Here is an 18,998-nt window from a genome sequence, read left to right on the forward strand (position 1 = left end):
GAAATGTACGGCGCTGTCGAGACACGAAACCCTCCAGAAAGTGGCTTGAAATGGTGTCCACCAAAAATAGGTGGACACCATGCCGTTATCTGGAAGAAGCGGGGAGATGGGTTCGGCGGACGGTTACCTCGTACCTTGAGTTCCTCTCCGTTCTTCTCGAATTCCCAAGGGAAGATGCCGCCGTAGGTGGGCATGCGGATGTTGATGCAATTGTGCTGCATCAGGTCACGCGGAATTACTGGTTGCGGATGCCTAGCGAAATACGCCGGGGAGCCGACGACAGCCATGCGCATATCTGGGCCGATGCGCATCGCAATCATGTCCTTGGCCACTTGTTGACCTAGCCGTACGCCGGCGTCGTAGCCTTCCGCCACGATATCGGTCAGACCGTAGTCGACGATGACCTCGATGCTCAGATCCGGATTATCCGGTAGCAGCGTTGCCAGTACGGGTTGCAGGATAGTGATCGCCGCATGCTCGCCAGCGGTGAGGCGCAGCTTGCCCGCCGGCTTGTCACGAAACTCGCTGAGCAATCCCAGCTCGCTGTCGATTTCTTCGAATCTGGGCGCGACCACCCGCAGCAGATGTTCTCCTGCCTCCGTGGGGGCAACGCTGCGAGTGGTGCGCGCGAGTAGCCTAACGCCGAGGCGCTCTTCCAGCTGGCGCATGGCGCGACTCAAGGCCGGCTGCGACATACCTAGCTTGGCAGCGGCGCGCGTGAAACTACGCTCCTGCGCCACGGCTGCAAAGATCGCGAGCTGGTCGTAGCTTTCAGTGGCCATTAATGCACACCTGTTATGAACCAACTGCGATTATGCCACCAGGCAAGCTACAGCTGCTTGGTTCCACATTGCCCCAATAGACGACGGTTTCTGTGAGTGTGGGGGAATTCCGTAATGTGTGGTGCCAGAACACACGCGGCAGCTTAGGGTCGATTTCAGCTGGTAACGATAGGCCGCTTCTGGCCGTAAGCGGAAGCGGTGCTATCTGCCCCTAAGAGGTGTGTTCAAGCTCGTCGTTTGAGCTTTAGCGAATTTCCCTGGCTCACTTTTCTAAACTGACGACTCACCGTCGCGCGAGCCCATACAGTGGCGGGCCTGAAAGCAAAGCTCGCACTTGATTTAGGTTGTCACCAACGGTCATTGAAGCGAAATGCCTTTATACCAGCGGCTGGGCGATCCTATTGATAAGTTCCGGCCCATCATTCCGCACGTTCCCGACGTCCTTACCCACCGGATGCCACTCGAATTCCTCGACGCATAAACCATGCGCCAGTGCTAGCTCCTCAGCCTTGAGCGGCAAAAGCTCCTGCTGCATCCAGAGCGCAGCGTACTCTGGCGATAGAACCAGAGGACGCCGATCGTGAATATCGAGCATGCCGGCAGCGCTAGATGACGTAATGACAACAAAGCCGTCGCCGTCTCGGGGTTCCAGCGAGGCGCCTCGCTGAAACCGCCCGAGCGCAGCGAAAAACATCGGCTCGCCGCTACGGAGCGTGATGTAGTAGGGCTGCTTGATCTTCGGGTTGGCCGCGTCCTTCTTCCACTCGTACCAACCATCAGCGGGCACTATTGCGCGGCCGGTTTGCCAGATATCGCGAAAGAACTTGCTAGTCGCGGCCGTTTCCACCCTGGCATTTATCGCTGGTGGTCGCTTCCCCTGTGCCCACAATGGGGCGTAACCCCACTTGACCGGCTCCATGCGCAGGCCATCATCGTCCTGGTGCAGGAGCTGAACCAGTGATTGCGGACACACGTTGTAGCGTCCGATTGGCTCAGGATTCACGCTGCCACGCAATGGCAAGGGCAGCTGCATCGCGATCTTGTCCAGGTACTCATAGGCGATTCGGTACTGAGCGAAACGTCCACACATGGGTGCCCCCGCACATCTGGTTCAATTGACCGGACTCTAGCTTCAGAATACTGTATATGCATACAGTTATGAGGTCTGTGCCATGCCCGTCCATATGTTGGGACCTGCTGCTCCCGCCACAATTGCACTGCCGTTTTTCAGTTTCTGCGTGCCCGCCGGATTCCCGAGCCCAGCGCAGGACCACATGGAGGGGAGCATCTCGCTCGACGAGCTGATGAACATCCGAGCTCCGCATACCTACCTGGCGCGCGCAGACGGGGAGAGCATGATCCAGGTCGGCATTTTCGACCGAGACATTCTGATCATCGACCGGGGACGGGAGGCAGAAAAAGGGGAGGTGATCATCGCAGCGCTGAATAACGAGCCTCTGGTCAAGATTTTCGACCGAGCCGGCAGCCAGGTCATTCTGCGCTCGGCTAATCCGAAGTTCCCGCCGCGGTACCTCCTCGAAAGCGAAGAACTCTACGTATGGGGCGTGGTGTCATACAGCATCCGAATCCATGGCAAGTACTGAGCGGGCCATCGCCCTCATTGATTGCAACTCGTTCTACGCCAGCTGCGAGCGTGTCTTTCGACCAGACTTGCGCCGTACGCCTATCGTCGTGCTTTCGAACAATGACGGCTGCGTGATCGCGCGCTCGGCCGAGGCAAAGCAGCTCGGTATCAAAATGGGCGTGCCGTATTTTCAGATCCGGCGCGACCTGGAGCGTTGGGGCGTTGTGGTGTTTTCCAGCAATTACGCGCTGTACGGCGACATGAGCGAGCGCGTCATGACGGTCATCGAGAGCCTGGTGCCTGCGGTTGAGGTGTACTCAATCGACGAGTCGTTTGCCGACCTTACCGGTGTGCCAGACGTCGAAGTGCTCGGCAGGCGGATCCGCGCTGAGGTACTGCGCAGCACAGGTATCCCGGTCGGGGTGGGCATTGGGGGGACCAAGACGCTCGCCAAGTTGGCGAACCATTCAGCGAAGCGCTGGCAGAAGCAGACGGGTGGGGTAGTGGACCTTCTCGACCCGGTGCGGCGCGACAAGGTGCTGCGCGTGACTGACGTCGGCGATGTATGGGGTGTCGGTCGCCGGATGACCGAGCACCTGAACAGGTTGGGCATACGTACTGCTTGGGATCTAGCTAGCGCGGATGCCTGGACCCTGCGCAAAAAATTCAGCGTGGTCATCGAGAAAACCGCACGCGAACTGCGCGGGACGCCGTGCCTCGATCTGGAGGAGGTCGCGTCACCCAAACAGGAGATCTGCTGCTCGCGGATGTTCGGCAAGCGCCTGCGCGAGCTTGAGCCAATCAAGGACGCAGTGGCGGCATATGCCGCTCGGGCCAGCGAGAAGCTGAGGGCACAGCAGTCCATGTGCAAGCGCGTCCGAATCAGCATCCGTACCGGCATGTTTAATCCCGACGAGCCCAAGTTCGCGAAAGGCGTCGTGTGTGAGCTGCCGTATCCCACCAACGACACCCGCTACATCATCCGGGCGGCGATCGCTGGGTTGGAACACATCTATCGCGATGGCTTTTCGTTCAGCAAGGCAGAGGTCCTGCTGATGGACCTCTGCCAGCGCGGCGAGTACACCGACGATCTATTCGCCCAAACCCAGCCCGCCGCGTCGGAGCGCGTTATGGGCGTGCTCGATGCAATCAACGCCAAGTGGGGCCGCAATACCCTCCGGCCCGGCCGCGTAACCACCGCGCCGGACTGGGGCATGCGACGGGAGATGATGAGCCAAAGTTTCACGACCAGGCTGGATCAGTTGTGGGTGGTGCGGTGCAACTAGGCGAGTGCATGCGAGGACCGATGAATTCCAGGTACTGGTTGTAGTGCGATCGCTTGCATCCGTTGACCGCTGAAAGCGTAAAGAAAAAGCCAGGCAGTGCCTGGCTCTTGTGTTGGTCGGATAGCTTACTGAAGCCAACCCTCTACCTTTTCGGCGCCGTGCTTTTCTTTCCAAGCTTTCAAAATCTTATGATTGCCACCCTTCGTCTCTACCACCTCTCCAGTTTCTGGGTTTTTGTAAACCTTAACTTGGCGCTGCCGACGAGGCGCTTGAGACGTCGGGGTGGCGCTGATGCTGGTGCGGCTGGGCTGCGGATCCAATATTGAAATAATTTCGCGCAGGCCTACGTCATATTGCCCCATCAAATTGCGGAGTTTTTCCTCGAACTCGATTTCGCGCTTGAGTTTGTCGTCATTCTTAAGAGCATCAAGCTGCTTGAGCTGGGCTGCGAGCTGGGCTTCTAGAGCTTTGAATTCGGCGAGTTTGGACATGGGTAACCTTCGGAGAACGAAACTGCTTTGTGTGTCTCAGTCTACCGCTTGGGCACGGAGGGAGAAAACTAAGGACCGACCGATTTCGTGAGTAATTCAGTCATCGAGAAGGCTGGTACAGGGATGGCGCTGCGGAGTGTTTGTCAGCCAGAGAGGTGCGTACTTCCTGACATATGAAGTGGTGGGTTAGCAAAATGGGAGGTGACCAAGCGGCGGCCGTTGCATAGAAACGTCGCGCATCCCGTAGAGGAAGCGGACGTGAGCAGGCTTCTTCTGCTTTAGCAGAGGTAGCCATGCATAGCATCGAAATTGGAGCTAGCCATTTACCTGCGGCAAATGAAGAAAGCTGCCTTTTTTGACAACAATGGCAGCCGCTTCGCGAAGGCAGTTGATCATTTTGGTCTTATTGCTCGGTCTCGCTCCACATTCGTTTCGCTTACCTGCAAACGCCCAAAATGCTCAACTGCCCCATACTTGAAGGTTTCAAGTATGGGGCGCGGGGGCATACTTGAAGGAACGCTTCGCTGCTTCAAGTATGCCCCCGCAATTTTGTTGTCAAATCATAGCCGCCAGGCGTTGCCTGGCCGAAATGGCGATTGTGCACAGACGTGAGCTGCGCCATTCGCGGGCGCTGCCGCCCCGGCCTCAATCATAAGCCCGATCACTGCGGCACACTTGTCTTACGACCGCCATGTCACATGACTCGAGTGCTGCAGTCTCGCCGTGTCACTCGTAGGGCTTGCGGCAGTTAGTGAGTGTCGATGCGCCGGGTGACCGTGCCGTGTGTCTGTCACAGTGGCGTTATGAAGCGGTGTCCGGTCTGATGCCAAAGCGCCCACGCTTCAACTGAAATTTGTGTGGCAGCAGCCGACTGTCACGGAATTCTCGTCGCAGCGGATGCAAGTTCTTCGATGGTGGACTGTGCTCAGCGATAGGGCGTGCCAACCGTCGCCGCAAGCGATGCCCGGAGTTGCGTGAAAATTCGGTTTCTTTCCTGTTGTGTTCAGAACGAAAAAGGCCGCAGATTGGCTGCGGCCTTTTATTCATCCTGTCTCATAATCATCTCCAGGCGATGATTGTTTTGAACGCTACGCGCTAGCAAGGCTTTTGCTTAGTTCTCCTTCCTCGCTTTCCGCGTCCGGCTTGGTTTGCGAGCAGCTTTTTAAAATGCTCCCAGCGGATCTGCTCGGTCTGTGCGTTGTATGTCAGTCCCCGTTCCATCTGCTCCAGTAATCTCAGACTCAGTGGCTGCTCCAGGTAATGGTCTGCTGTGACTTCTGGTGCACCACCCTCATGGCCGAGCAGATAGGCGATCGTGGATGGAGATATGCCTGACCGTTCCAGCCGAACGGCAAACGAGCGACGGAGACTTTTAAAATTGAGCCCGCCATTAACCGCCGGCGGACAGTGCTGACCGATGTATCCTGTACCCGTGCACGGCCCGCAGAAAAACCGACTTGGGTCGCGGGAGTATAGGTGCTTTGGATCGAAGCTCAGCTCGTTGAAAAGCAGAGCGTCATTGCCATCGGCCTGGCGCCGTTCTTCTACGAAATTTAGAAAGCCCATCTCCACTAGCTTCGAGCAGATTGGAATCTGCCGAGCCGACGGCCCCGTCTTCAACGACTTGTTGTAGCCATTATCGTTGATATCGATAAGGTCTACGCCGTGGACATCCTGGATCACATCATGCACACGTAGCTGGCAGAGCTCGTTAAGCCGCGCGCCGGTATAGAGCCCAAGCGGGAGCAACCAAAACCGATAGGGCTTGGCGTCCTGGTTGATTTTCGGCAGGTCGCCTGCGAGATACTTTCTGTAGGGCCAGCCTGAGAACATCTGATTCAGATTGCTATCCAGAAATGGCTTGGTGATTTCGGCGTGTTTTGTATTGCAGGTCGCGACTTTGATCGCCTCGGTAATCAGCTTGCTCTCAAGTGCTTCGTCTAGCATTCGATTGAACAACTGATAGTAGGTCGTGAGGTTTGCGCCTTTGCTACCCGACGCAGCGTTCTGCTTGAGTAACGACGGTAGCTGATCCTTCAGACGCTGTACGTCGGCCCGATCAAGCTCAGCAACTCGGCGGGTAGGATTATCTTGCGTCAGAGCGATTTTTAGTTTCTCCATCCGCGCTCGAAGCATGTGCTCGGATTTCCCTGCGTAATTGTTTTCTCGCAGAAAGCGGGACAGCGTTATGTCCATGAACTCGGTAAGCAAAGGAGAAGACTGAAAGCGGTTTATCGCATCCGTAATCGCTGAAATGTTTGCCAACGCGATTCGCAAGTGTTCTTCATGGCCGGGTTCGACGATAAGACTCAGGCCTTTGTAAAAAGGAATGGAGAGGGGGGCAGTTACATTCATATATACCTCACAGTGGGTGAGGCTTGAGATTATTACTGGATGGATAAACAGTCAAGATAATCTATTAGGATTTACCATGCGATAGTTTTTATTGACAACTTGTCAATAATCGCAAGATGAGCAAAAGGTAAGAGCGAGCCCCTACCTTTTATTAGCTGAATATTATGCGTACGTTTTCCAGTGTCGCTTAGCAACCCGCACGCTGGGGAAGGGGGTGCCAACCGGGCGACCGACATTGAAAACGCCCTGGCGTTCTCGTAACTCTTGATAGTGCCGGTAATGGATGTGTCCCAGCCCTAGCCCGAAATCGAGCTTGTCGAGCTCGTCTTTGAGCACGTCAGACGGATAGCAGTCGCCGTACCCACCGGTGGTACTTTTATCCGAGTGGCCTACAAGCGCTTTGGCTTTCGCCAGGTCAAGGTTCTGTCTGCGAAATTGATTGATAAAGGTGTGGCGCAGACCGTGGTACGTCAGGCCGTCATCTCCCAGGCCGCAAAGCCCAAGGTAACCCCGGCTAATCTGGCTTGAGCCGAGAAACCAACGGCTCGCAACATGCCCGGGAGAAAGGTCGCCGTATACCCGAATATTGTCGAAAAGCGGAGCCTTGCCGTCTCGCTCGACAGCTTCCAGGCGTGCTTGATGAAACTCCAGGAAGCCCGACTCGATAAGCTGCCGGTGAATCGGCACCAACCTTTCCGAATCGGACGTCTTCAGCTGTTTCGACCCGCTTCGATTGATGCTGATGAGCCAGACGCCGAGTTCTTGCCGAATGTCTTCGAGCCGTAGCTGGCACAGCTCACTTAGCCTTGCGCCTGTAAAAAGGCCAAGCAGCGGCAGCCAAAACTTGTAGTCATCCAAGCGCCAGCGCGGCGGCGTGGTCAGTGTGTAGGCCGGACCGTGAAGAAGTTTCTCGATCTGGCTTGGGCTATACGTGCGCTTCCTCGGCGCCTCGGCTCCTTTGGTGCTGAATGCCAATCCGGCCGCGATATTTTCGGTGATGTAACCCTGATCATGAGCGTAGGTGACAAGGGCCCTTGCCAGCTCAAAAAACTTTTTCGCAGTGCGAGGGTTGATTGGCTCGAACTTACCGTCGCTAATGATCTTACTTAGCGGCTGGTTACGCGTGGCACGGAGGCGATGCCGGTTCTTCGGATAGCTACGCAGATGATCGCGTAGCGTGTTGAATTCAGCGCGAGTCAGCGTCTCGACTTGCCGGTGCCCGCCAAGCAGCTCGCACAGGCCTTCCAGGCGGGCCTTTGCGGTAATGCGAGTCCGCGGGTTAGCCCAGGCGCCTTCACGAATTTGCCGTTCTTCGTATTCCTTTACCAAAGCTGCGAGGCTCAACCCTGCGTTTGAACCACGCGCCGGCGAGACAATGCGATCGTTGACGGAGGGTTGCGTAAAGAGGGTTTCAAGCTTGGCTTTCTGCGCGTCGGGCAGAACGCTCCCGAGCGCATTCAGCAACGCGAGCGTGCCTGGATCCTGTGGCGGTGCCACAGCATCTGTCGGCGAGTTCAGCTCCGGAATCGTCTGCATAGGCTCGGCGGTTGCAGCAGAACCCAACATCCGCCGAACCAGGTCACCGATTTCCTGCATGGCTTGGGCGTAAGGATCTTGGTGATCGTCTTCCTGAAAGTAACGCAACAGCACCTTATCAACCTTCTGCAGCGTATACGTCAGCATGAGGACCGCAATGATGATGGAGCTAGTGAGCAGCTCAACCCGAAAGCTTTTCTTTTCTCTCAGATGCGCTTTCATGCACAACGGATCGAGTTCGATAAGCATCACATAAAGCCCGGACTCTTCCTGCACCAAGAGCGCACGATCGATGATGCGTAGCTTCAAATGCATCGCGTTGGCTTGCTGAAGATGAAAATGCAAAGCTTGCCGAGACTGCGGTAGTGCTTGGGGGATGTGCATGAGATTCCGACCCTGATCTGGGCGGGCATGGCACAGGTATTCATAAAGCGTCATCGCTGCAAATGCAGGAGATTCTTTCGAATAGCGCCCTGGGGAGGGTGGGACGGTCTCGAGTACATCAAGGGCGGCGTAAATGTACCGGGCAGCGTCGCTCGCCACGTTCTGGTTGTTGGTTCCGAGCGGCCAGTCAAAGCGTACGAACCCGACCCCAAGCGCTTTTACCAGTGCGGGCGTTGGTGTCAGTGCGAAGAAAATTTCGCCCCCTGGCTCGTGGCTATAGAGCACTACACGCTCGGCACTCTCTTTCATCATGCGAGCGTGGGCGACCGAAAGGTCTTGGTTCGCGAGCTTCATGGGCGACGGACGGACTTTCCAAACCCGGTCGGCGAATTTGAGTGCTTCCGCTACCGCTAAGTGAAACCTTTGGAGGTCAACCAGCAGGCGGTCAGAAAAGAGCTCGACATAGTGCTCGGTTGCCTTGGCAAGGAACTGCTCGAAAGAAGCATTCAGGTACTTAGCGAGATCGCGGGCCAGGGCTTCGTCGTGGCTGAGCGACCACCGGATTTGCGCAGGCAGTTTCGGGTTGGCCGCGAAATGCTTCGGGAATGTGAGGTAGTACTGGAAGCCAGTGTTGGCTTGATAGACCAGGTGGGGGACACCCGTTTTGCTTTGGCGCTTGGACATGATGGCATACCTTTTGGATTCACAGACGGACTGTGAGTAATCCAATGCCATCAAATCTGGGCTGAAACCCGCGTTCTAGACGGGTTTCAGTGTTGAATTGGTGGAGCCGGGGGGATTTGAACCCCCGTCCGCCAGCTCTCCGCTATCGGTTCTACATGCTTAGCCAGATCTACTGAGTTAACTCCGCGCCGCCCGATTGGCAGGGTGCTTGGAGCGAGCTGTATGAGTTTTAGCCGTTACGTCTACAGCGAACTTGGCGGCGATCCTGTTCTGTCTGACGGTCAGTTCGGGTTTACAGGCATCCCCTAGTGACCGCTGGCGCCGAAGCGACCAGATGAAGGTTAGGCGGCTAGCGCGTACCCTTCGTAGTTGTCGTCGTTGGCAACTATAGGTTTGCAACAGTTTATTTACGAGTTCTGTTACCAACTCGGCATGCCCCTCAAGTTTCGTTACCGGCGTCGAATCCTAATCGGCCCCTGGTGTTGCTTGTGGTGCTGGGCGCGAGTGTACGGCCATCTTGACGCTGTGTCGATCAGTTTTTAGCCATGCTGGTTGCAAAATGTACAGCTGGCTGCGGCAGGATCGTGGGCACGATCCTGCCGCCATGGCTCAGTTGCCAGCGCCGGAGCCAGAGCCACTGGTGCCACCGCTGCCGGTGCTGCCGGGGCCCTTGAGTTCCTGCAGGGCTTTGGTGGAGTGGGCGATGCAGGCCTCGGTATCGCCCGCCTGCTGTGCTTGTTTGGCCTGTTGGACGTACTCCTCGACTTTGCTCTTGGCCGGTTCGCCGAGGGTGGCCATGCTGGTGGCCATGTTGTCGTCGATTTCCTGCAGGTTGGTCTGGCACAGGTCCTGCTGGGCGAAGACGGCGGGGCTGGCGAGCAGTATCGCGGATGCGAGCAGTGCATGCACTTTCATGGTGGGTCCTCCAGTCTTGTGGACTTCCCGGGCCTGCCTGATGGGATAGCTGAAGCGGCGGCGCCGAGTGAAGTGAACCCGTCACGGGCTCTAAAATTCGGACTGCGATCGCGCTTGAGCGTTCATCGAAATGACATCGACGAGGCGGCCCCGACATCGCTGCCGGGGCCGCATGTGGCGGGCTAGAGAGGGGCGCTGGCCTTGCTGCGGCTCACCCGATCCACCAGGTAGACCAGCCCGTGGTAGTCGATCTCGCCGTGGCGCGACAGGCCGATCTCGCAGGTGCGGCTGGTGGAGATGCCTTCCTCGCAGATCTGCACGGCGTTCTTCAGGCTGCGCAGTGCGTGCTCGTTCAGCTCCGGCGTAGTGAAGCCCTTGTCGCCGGCGAAGCCGCAGCAGTGGATACCTTCAGGAACCACGACCTCCTTGGCGCAGCGCCGGGCGATGTCGATCAGCGCCTGCGCCTCGCCCAGGTGCTGGGTGCTGCAGGTGACGTGCACGGCGATCGGCTTGTCCTGCGGGACGAAGTCCAGCTTGTCGAGCAGATGCGTGCGGATGAAGCGCACCGGGTCGTAGAGGTCCAGGCGCTGATCGGTCAGGCCCTGGACCAGGCGCAGGGTGCAGGGGCTGGTGTCGCAGTAGATCGGGTCGAGCCCGCCGCGACTGGCCTTGAGCAGCGCGTCGAGCATCTCCTGGCGCTTGCGTTCGCCCTGTTCGGCATAGCCCTTGGAGGCGAACGGCTGGCCACAGCACAGGTCGTTCAATTGTTCGGGGAAGATCACCTGGTAGCCGGCCTTTTCCAGCAGGCTGCGGGTCTTGTCGAGCAGCGGCTCCTGTTCCGGGTCGCGCGCCGCCGGACCCATGGCGCGGGAGACACAGGCGGCGAGATAGACCACCCGCGGGCGCTCGTCCGCAGCGGGCGGCTTGGGCAGGTGCAGGCGTTGCAGCGGCTGCGGTGTGGCAGGGGTCCATTGCGGCAGGCGGCCCTTGCTGGCGCGGGTCATGGTCGCCGACAGCTTGGCCATGTTGCGGGTGCCCATGATCAGGTGCGCACCGTTGGCCACATGCAGCATGAAGCGGGTGCCCTGCACGGCGGTGGCGAAGTGCTCGGCCAGCCAGTTGGCGGTGCCGGTGCGGTTGGCCTCGCGGCCGCGCAGCTTGCGCACCAGGTCGCCGGTATTGATGCCCACCGGGCAGCGCTGGGCGCAGAGGCCGGTGGCGGCGCAGGTCTCGACGCCGTGGTAGTGGTAGAGCCGCTCGATCTCGCTGGTATCGACGCCGGCGCGCTTGCGTGCCTGGATGTCGCGCCAGATGACGATGCGCTGGCGCGGCGTCAGGGTCAGCCCGTTGGACGGGCAGACCGGCTCGCAGAAGCCGCACTCGATGCACTTGTCGACGATCTCGTCGGCGGCCGGCAGCGGCTTGAGGTTCTTCAGGTGGATGTCCGGGTCTTCGGAGAGCACCACGTCCGGGTTGAGGATGCCGGTGGGGTCGAGCAGGCGCTTGATCTTCCACATCAGCGCGTAGGCCTCGCTGCCCCATTCCAGCTCGACGAAGGGCGCCATGTTGCGCCCGGTGCCGTGCTCGGCCTTGAGCGCGCCGCCGAACTCGACGGCGACCAGCTGCGCCACTTCGCCCATGAAGGCTTCGTAGCGGGCGACCTGGGCCGGATCATCGAAGCCCTGGGTGAAGACGAAGTGCAGGTTGCCTTCCAGCGCATGGCCGAAGAGGATCGCCTCGTCGTAGCGGTGCTTGTCGAGCAGTTCGAGCAGGCGATTGACGCCCTCGGCCAGGCGCTCGACCGGGAAGGTCACGTCCTCGATGATCACCGTGGTGCCGGTCTGGCGCACGGCGCCGACCGCCGGGAAGGTGTCCTTGCGGATCTTCCACAGCTGGTTGTAAACCACCGGGTCTTCGCTGAAATCGACCTGCTTTTCCACCGGGAAGTGCGCGATCGACGCCATGATCAGATTGATCTGCTCGTGCAGCAGCGACTGACTGGCGGCGCGTGATTCGATCAGGAGCGCGCAGGCCGTCGGCGACAGTTCCTTCACCCACTCGGGCATCCCGGCCTTGTGCTCGACCGAGCGCAGGCTGCGGCGGTCGAGCAGCTCCACGGCGGACACCGGTTGCTGCTTGAGCACCGGCACGGCGAGGCAGCAGTTCTCCACATCGGGGAACACCACCAGCGCGCTGGCCTTGTGCGGATGGTCCGGCACGGTGTCGTAGGTCACTGCGCTGATGAAGCCCAGCGTGCCTTCGGAACCGACCATCAGGTGGTTGAGGATGTCCAGCGGCTCGTCGTAGTCGACCAGTGCATTGAGCGAAAAGCCGGTGGTGTTCTTCAGCCGGTACTTGTGGCGGATCTTCGCGGCCAGTTCGGTATTGGCGCGGGTTTCGCGACCCAGCTCGGCCAGCTGCTCGAGCAGGGCGGCGTGGCTCTGGCGGAACGCGGCAACGCTGGCGGCATCCTCGCTGTCGACCATGGTGCCGTCGGCCAGCACCACGCGCAGGCCGGCGAGGGTCTTGTAGCTGTTCTGCGCGGTGCCGCAGCACATGCCGCTGGAGTTGTTGGCGACGATGCCGCCGATCTTCGCCGCGTTGATCGAGGCCGGATCAGGGCCGATCTTGCGCTGAAAGGGCGCGAGCACGGCGTTGGCGTTGGCGCCGATGACGCCGGGCTGCAGGCGGATCTGCTCGCCGCCGTTGCGAATCTCGCGGCCGTTCCAGTTGTCGCCGAGCACGATCAGCACCGAGTCGCTGATCGCCTGGCCGGACAGGCTGGTGCCGGCGGCGCGGAAAGTCACCGGGACGTTTTCCGCGTGGGCCAGCTTGAGCAGCGCGATCACCTCAGCTTCGGATTCGACGCGCACCACCAGCTTGGGAATCAGCCGGTAAAAGCTGGCGTCGGTGCCGAAGGCGAGGGTGGAAAGCGGGTCGTCGAAGCGGCGCTCGGCAGGGATCAGCCGCTCGACCTCGGCGAGGAACGCCGCTGGCAGCGGAGTGCGTTCGAGGGGCAGGGCGGCGTTCATGCGTCCTCCAGGATCAGCACGACCAGATCCTTCGGCCCGTGGGCGCCATAGGCCAGCACCTGCTCGATGTCGGCAGTCTTCGATGGGCCGGAAACCAGCAGCGCATTGGTCGGCATGCCGGCGGCCCACTGGAACTTCTGCTGGATCTCGTAGAAGTTGTCGTGGATCTCGCTGGCCTTGAGGATGGCGAAGTGCACCGGCGGCACCAGGCTCATCAGCCGCGGCTCCTCGCGGGTCGGCCACATGATCAGGCTGCCGGTGGAGGCGATGGCGCCGAGGGTGCCGGTGAGGCTCGCCGGGGTGTCGTTGAACAGCTCGGCCTTCCACTCCTCGACCGGGCGGTCGTAGGCCTTGAGCGCCGGCAGGCCTGCGCGACCGGCGCAATGCTCGGCGAAGCGCGCGCCGTACGGCGTGGTCGGGGCGATCAGCAGGCTCGGCAGCTGGCGGTCGTGCAGCAGCTGCTCCAGCAGGGCCGGCCAGGCGGCATCGCTGGTCAGGTGGATTTCGGTGTGCACCGCTTCCATCAGCTGGCGCAGGCGGGCGATACGCTGCTCCGGCGCATAGCTCCACGGCTGGGTGACCAGCGACTCGTCGTAGTCATCGACGATAGGCGTAGTGCCTTCCAGGCTCTTTTTCAGCTTGGCGAGAATGTTGGCTTTGGCACTCATGTCAGGCTCCCGGAAACGGCATGTTGGTGGAAAATGCTGCGCATGTTTTCCACCCTACGAAGCACGCTGGCCAGCGTAGGGTGGACAACGGCGCAGCCTTGTCCACGCGGGCGTTGAGGCAGCGGCGGGGGTGGTTCATCGCTTGCCCTCCAGGTGTTCCTTGGCCAACTCGTGCAGCGAGCGGGCGGCCGGTTTCGGTGCGCTGTGGTTCTGCGTCCAGGGGCCAAGCTTGCTCGGCGTCAGGGCGCGCAGGCGGGTGGCGAAGAAGCCGAACAGGCGGTACAGCGTCGGGCTGGTGTTGAGCAGGCGCCAGCCGGCCCAGATCAGCCGCTCCTTGCGCGAGTACTTGCTGCCCTGGCCGCGCATGACCTTGTGCGGGTCGTCCGGCGCCTTGACGTTCTCCTCGCGCAGGCGGCGCAGGATGGTCGGAATCGGAATCTTCACCGGGCAGACTTCGCCGCAGGCGCCGCACAGCGACGAGGCGCTGGGGTGGTCCGGTACCTTGTCCAGACCGACCATGTGCGGAGTGATGATCTTGCCGATCGGGCCCGGGTAGACCTCGCCATAGGTGTGGCCGCCGACGCGGGTGTACACCGGGCAGTGGTTCATGCAGGCGCCGCAGCGGATGCAGTTGAGCGTCTGGCGCAGCTCGCTGTCGGCGAAGGCCTGGCTGCGACCGTTGTCCAGCAGGATCAGGTGTACTTCCTGCGGGCCGTCCAGCTCGTGCGCCTTGCGCGGGCCGGAGATCATGTTGACGTAGGTGGTGATCGGCTGGCCCAGCGCCGAGCGGGTCAGCAGCGACAGAAGCGGCACCACGTCGCGCAGATTCTCGACCACCTTCTCGATACCGGTGACGGCGATGTGCACCGGCGGCACGGTGGTGCTCATGCGGCCGTTGCCTTCGTTCTCGACCAGCAGCAGGGTGCCGGTCTCGGCCACCGCGAAGTTGACCCCGGAGACGCCGATGTCGGCCTCGAAGAACTTCTGCCGCAGCGTGCGGCGGCCGATCTGGATGAGCTGGTCGACGTCCTTGGTGTACTCCACGCCGAGCTTGTCGTGGAACAAGGACGCGACCTGGCCGGCATTCTTGTGGATGGCCGGCATGATGATATGGGAAGGCTTCTCGTGGTCGAGCTGGACGATGTACTCGCCCATGTCCGATTCCAGGCTTTCGATGCCATGGCCTTCGAGGAAATGGTTCATCTCCATCTCTTCGCTGACCATCGATTTGCCCTTGATCACCTGGCGCGCCTCGTGAGCGCGGGCGATCTCGAGGACGATGGCATTCGCCTCGTCCACCGTCTCCGCCCAGTGCACCTTCACACCGTTGCGGGTCAGGTTGGCTTCCAGCCGCTCGAGCAGTTCGGGCAGCCTGGACAGTGCGCGGGCGCGGATATGGTTGCCCATCTCGCGCAGCCGCTCGCGCTCGTCGGCATCGCTGAAGGCCGCGGCGCGCTTGGTCATCAGCGAGTCCATGGCGGTGCGGAAGTTGCGCCGCAGTTGCTCGTCCTTCAGGGCCTTGCGCGCGCGGGCGCGGAAATCCGGGTCGCCGGCGTTCTCGATCTGCACGGCGTGGATGCGCTGTTCGGCGTTCATCGGGCACCTCCGGTGCGTTGCCAGAGGAAGGAGGCCAGGTGCTGGCCGCGCAGGGCTTCGTGCTGCTTCTCCAGCGAGCCGTTAATGTTCATCAGGCAGCCGCAGTCGGCGCTGACCACCTGGTGCGCGCCGGACTCCTTCAGCGCGCGGGTCTTGTCCAGCACCATGGCGCCGGAGATGTCGGGCATGCGCACGCTGAAGGTGCCGCCGAAGCCGCAGCATTCGCTCTCGTGGTCATGCTCGACGCGCTCGACCTGGCCCAGCTGGGCGAGCAGGGCGCGGCCGTGCAGGTGCGTGTTCATCTCGCGGCGGGCCGAGCAGGAGGTGTGCAGGGCGACCTTGGTCGGTGTGCCGGCATCCTTGAACTCGACCTGGCAGACGTTGAGCAGGAATTCGGCCAGTTCGAAGGTGCGCTCGGCCAGCGCCTGGGCCTGCTTCAGCGTGGCCGGTTCGTCCTTGAACAGCTCAAGGTAATGATGGCGCAGCATGCCGGCGCAGGAGCCGGACGGCACCACCACCGGCCAGTCGTTGGCGAACAGTTCCATCTGCGCACGGGCGACCTTGCGCGCCTCGTCGGTGTAGCCGGTGGTGTAGGCCGGCTGGCCGCAGCAGGTCTGGCCCTGCGGGTAGTGCACGCTCAGTCCTTCGCGTTCGAGCAGGCGGATGGCATCCAGGCCAGCCTCGGGATAGAACAGGTCCACCACGCAGGTACCGAACAGGTAGACCTGGCTCGGCTTGGCCGGGTACTCGCGTGGCTTGGGCAGCGGCGGCGCAACGCGGGTGGCGTTGGGCGCGGCGTTGTAGAAGAGTTCGCTCATCGGCTTGGTCTCCGGGTGGGCCCGGTTATCCGCAAACTGCGGGATGTTGGAAACGCTCTTGCCCCGCGCAGGCGGGGCAAGACTTCACGGTTGGATCACAGCCCGACCAGCGGGTCCGTCACGCCGATCAGGTAAATCGCGATCAGCGTCAGCAGGCCCGAGATCAGCACGTAATACAAGGTCGGCCAGACCGTCTTACGAAGCGTAGTTCCTTCGCGGCCGAGCAGCCCGACCGTGGCGGAGGCGGCCACCACGTTGTGGATGGCGACCATGTTGCCCGCCGCGGCACCCACGGCCTGGGCCGCGACGACCAGCGCGCCGGAGACGCCCAGGCTGTGCGCCACACCGTACTGGAACTGGCTGAGCATCATGTTGCTGACGGTATTGGAACCGGCGATGAAGGCGCCCAGGGCACCGACGCTCGGCGCCAGCAGCGGGTAGACCGAGCCGACGCTGTCGGCGACGAAGCGCGCCATGGTGATCGGCATGCTCGCCAGCTCGGCAGCGTTGACGCCGGAGTTGATCAGGATGCGCACCATCGGCACGGTGAACAGCAGGACGAAGCCGGCGCCAATCAATACCTTGCTCGATTCACCGACGGCCGCGGCCAGCTCGCGGGCCTTCATGCCGTGCAGGAAGAAGGTGGCCAGTACCACCAGCACCAGGATGCCGCCGGGCAGATACAGCGGCATGAAGTCGGCCTTGATGCCGGCCTCGCCGAGGATGTCCGGGAACACCAGCACGATGGACTTCATGAAGGCACCGACTTCCGGCACCGTGCGGCTGATCACCAGCAGGGCGCCGACCAGCACGTAGGGCAGCCAGGCGCGCAGGGTACTCATGGGCTTGGCGGTGAGTTCGTCGAGCTTCATCTCGACGCTGCCGACCCATTCGTTCGGCCAGTCCTTGGCATCGGCGAAGTCCCAGCTCTTCTTCGGCGTGAGGAAGCCGAAGTGTGCCGCCGTGGTGACGATGGCCAGGCCGATCAGGCCGCCGAGCAGCGACGGGAATTCCGGGCCGAGGAAGATGCCGGTGATCGCGTAGGGCAGGGTGAAGGCCAGGCCGGCGAAGATCGCGAACGGCAGTACCTCGAAACCAGCCTTCCAGCTTTTCTCCTTGCCGAAGAAGCGCGTCAGCATCAACGCCATGATCAGCGGCATGATGGTGCCGGTGAGGGCATGGAGAACCGCCACTTCACTGGTGATCAGCTGCAGGAAGGCCTCCCAGCTGGAACCTTGGGCGGCCAGTTGGGTGCCGAACGCGGCGCTGTCGACACCGCCGGTGACGCCGATGATGATCGGCGTGCCGACCGCACCGAAGGACACCGGGGTGGATTGCACCAGCATGCCCATCAGCACTGCGGCCAATGCCGGGAAGCCGATGGCGACCAGCAGCGGTGCCGCGATGGCGGCCGGCGTGCCGAAGCCCGAGGCACCTTCGATGAAGCAACCGAACAGCCAGGCGATGATGATCGCCTGGATGCGGCGGTCGGGGCTGATGGTGGTGAAGCCGGCGCGGATCGCGGTGATGCCGCCGGAATGCTTGAGGGTATTGAGCAGCAGGATGGCGCCGAAGATGATCCACAACACGCCCGCGGTAATCACCAGCCCTTGCAGGGTCGAGGCGAGCACGCGATTGAAGCTCATGTCCCAGACGAACAGGCCGATGCCGACGGTAAGCAGGTAAACCAGGGGCATGGCGCGTTTGGCGGGCCAGCGCAAACCGATCAGCAGGACCGCCGCGAGGAGAATGGGGGAAAACGCGAGAAATGCGAGAAGACCGTTGGACATGGCTTCAGACTCCCGCCGTCACGAGGCGCTGATTGAAGTCCGGAAGAACTCCGGCATGGATGTTTCGCGGTGACGTCATGGGTAGTCCTCTTGTTGTTGGGATTGATCTTGTAAAGTGGTAAGACCAATTTGCAGTGACGAGACGCCAGCGTAAGAGGTCGCGGCTGAATGCGTCAATTGAGGGCTTTTAGACATTGGTCTTAGCCGCTCGGCTTGCGGCCCTGAAAAGGCCCCGCTAGGCTGACGCTTCATTCAAAGTGGTCAAACCAATCTGAAGTGCGCGGGGAGCGAAATGGAAGTTGGAGTGGTACGCCAGCGCCGGCTGGCCGACGATATCGTCGCGCAGCTTGAAACCATGATTCTCGAGGGCACGCTCAAGGCCGGCGAGCGGCTGCCGGCCGAGCGTGCGCTGGCCGAGCAGTTCGGCGTGTCACGCCCATCGCTGCGCGAGGCGATCCAGAAGCTGGCAGCCAAGGGCTTGCTGGTCAGCCGGCATGGTGGCGGCAATTTCGTTGCGGAATCGCTGGGCTCCACCTTCAGCGACCCGTTGCTGCATCTGCTGGAGAACAACCGCGATGCGCAGCGCGACCTGCTGGAGTTCCGTCACACCCTGGAGGGCAGTTGCGCCTATTACGCGGCGCTGCGGGCCACCGAAGTGGACCAGCAGCGCCTGACCGAGGCCTTTGCGGCACTGCAGGACTGCTATGACCGCGAAGGCAAGGTGACCCGTGCGGAGGAGGGGGCGGCCGATGCGCAGTTCCACCTGGCCATTGCCGAAGCCAGTCACAATGCGGTGCTGCTGCATACCATCCGCGGGCTGTTCGATCTGCTCAAGCGCAACGTGGTGACCAATATCGGCGGCATGTACGCCTTGCGCGACGAAACCCGCGACATGCTCATGAGCCAGCATCGCGAGCTGTACGAGGCGATCATGGCCAGGCGTGCGGCAGAGGCGCGCGAGGTCATCCACCGGCATATCAACTACGTGCAGGAAGTGCTCGCCGAAGGGCAGCAGGAAGCCCAGCGGCTGGCGCGTGCGCAGCGCCGCCATGGTGACCGGGTGAAGGGGGCTTAGG

General features: G+C 61.1%; 14 protein-coding genes and 1 other RNA gene. 3 read left to right on the top strand and 12 right to left on the bottom strand.

From position 1 onward, the window contains the following. On the bottom strand, nt 1–782 hold a 782-nt coding region (locus CXK94_RS18160; RefSeq protein WP_102895361.1), incomplete at its 3' end, for a LysR family transcriptional regulator. A gap of 376 nt (nt 783–1,158) precedes the next feature. Then, nucleotides 1,159–1,872: an SOS response-associated peptidase family protein gene (locus CXK94_RS18165; RefSeq protein ID WP_011914413.1), complete on the bottom strand. Its 714-nt coding sequence runs from the start codon at nt 1,870–1,872 to the stop codon at nt 1,159–1,161. 82 nt (nt 1,873–1,954) lie between these two features. Between CXK94_RS18165 and CXK94_RS18170 the strand changes: the two genes are divergently transcribed. Both CXK94_RS18170 and umuC read left to right on the top strand, forming a co-directional pair. After that, on the top strand, nt 1,955–2,386 hold the full coding sequence (locus CXK94_RS18170; RefSeq protein WP_011914412.1) for a LexA family protein: 432 nt from the start codon (nt 1,955–1,957) through the stop codon (nt 2,384–2,386). Next, complete coding sequence (gene umuC, locus CXK94_RS18175) at nt 2,373–3,653, top strand: translesion error-prone DNA polymerase V subunit UmuC (RefSeq protein WP_017243954.1); 1,281 nt, start codon at nt 2,373–2,375, stop codon at nt 3,651–3,653. The genes CXK94_RS18170 and umuC overlap by 14 nt, the downstream gene beginning before the upstream one ends. Nucleotides 3,654–3,778: 125 nt before the next feature. Here umuC and CXK94_RS18180 read toward each other — a convergent pair whose 3' ends face one another. The 10 genes from CXK94_RS18180 to CXK94_RS18225 form a co-directional block, all read right to left on the bottom strand. Beyond that, entirely contained in the window at nt 3,779–4,144 is a 366-nt protein-coding gene (locus tag CXK94_RS18180; protein ID WP_017243953.1) for a histone-like nucleoid-structuring protein, MvaT/MvaU family, read from the bottom strand. 1,095 nt (nt 4,145–5,239) lie between these two features. Further along, nucleotides 5,240–6,499: a site-specific integrase gene (locus CXK94_RS18185; RefSeq protein WP_011914403.1), complete on the bottom strand. Its 1,260-nt coding sequence runs from the start codon at nt 6,497–6,499 to the stop codon at nt 5,240–5,242. 162 nt (nt 6,500–6,661) lie between these two features. Beyond that, nucleotides 6,662–9,103, bottom strand: a complete 2,442-nt coding sequence (locus CXK94_RS18190) for a site-specific integrase (RefSeq protein WP_102895421.1) — start codon at nt 9,101–9,103, stop codon at nt 6,662–6,664. A gap of 98 nt (nt 9,104–9,201) precedes the next feature. Then, nucleotides 9,202–9,580, bottom strand: a transfer-messenger RNA (tmRNA) gene (gene ssrA, locus CXK94_RS18195). Between the two features lie 132 nt (nt 9,581–9,712). Continuing rightward, the gene (locus CXK94_RS18200; protein WP_037043463.1) at nt 9,713–10,018 is read right to left on the bottom strand and encodes a hypothetical protein; all 306 of its coding nucleotides are present in this window, start codon (nt 10,016–10,018) and stop codon (nt 9,713–9,715) included. Between the two features lie 182 nt (nt 10,019–10,200). Further along, nucleotides 10,201–13,050, bottom strand: coding sequence for an FAD-binding and (Fe-S)-binding domain-containing protein (locus tag CXK94_RS18205; protein ID WP_102895362.1), 2,850 nt, complete (start codon nt 13,048–13,050; stop codon nt 10,201–10,203). Beyond that, nucleotides 13,047–13,718, bottom strand: coding sequence for a LutC/YkgG family protein (locus tag CXK94_RS18210; RefSeq protein ID WP_102895363.1), 672 nt, complete (start codon nt 13,716–13,718; stop codon nt 13,047–13,049). Before CXK94_RS18210 ends, CXK94_RS18205 begins: the two co-directional genes overlap by 4 nt. Nucleotides 13,719–13,853: 135 nt before the next feature. Next, nucleotides 13,854–15,314, bottom strand: coding sequence for a LutB/LldF family L-lactate oxidation iron-sulfur protein (locus tag CXK94_RS18215; protein WP_102895364.1), 1,461 nt, complete (start codon nt 15,312–15,314; stop codon nt 13,854–13,856). Then, nucleotides 15,311–16,132, bottom strand: a complete 822-nt coding sequence (locus CXK94_RS18220) for a (Fe-S)-binding protein (RefSeq protein WP_037043473.1) — start codon at nt 16,130–16,132, stop codon at nt 15,311–15,313. Before CXK94_RS18220 ends, CXK94_RS18215 begins: the two co-directional genes overlap by 4 nt. A 95-nt stretch (nt 16,133–16,227) precedes the next feature. Next, nucleotides 16,228–17,922: an L-lactate permease gene (locus tag CXK94_RS18225; RefSeq protein WP_037043476.1), complete on the bottom strand. Its 1,695-nt coding sequence runs from the start codon at nt 17,920–17,922 to the stop codon at nt 16,228–16,230. 292 nt (nt 17,923–18,214) lie between these two features. Between CXK94_RS18225 and CXK94_RS18230 the strand changes: the two genes are divergently transcribed. Next, a complete protein-coding gene (locus CXK94_RS18230) occupies nt 18,215–18,997 on the top strand; it encodes a GntR family transcriptional regulator (protein WP_037043480.1) in 783 nt (260 codons plus the stop codon). The last annotated feature ends 1 nt before the right edge of the window (nt 18,998 follow it).

Origin of the sequence: Stutzerimonas stutzeri (genome assembly GCF_002890915.1) — a bacterium.
Taxonomy (GTDB): Bacteria; Pseudomonadota; Gammaproteobacteria; order Pseudomonadales; family Pseudomonadaceae; genus Stutzerimonas; species Stutzerimonas stutzeri_AF.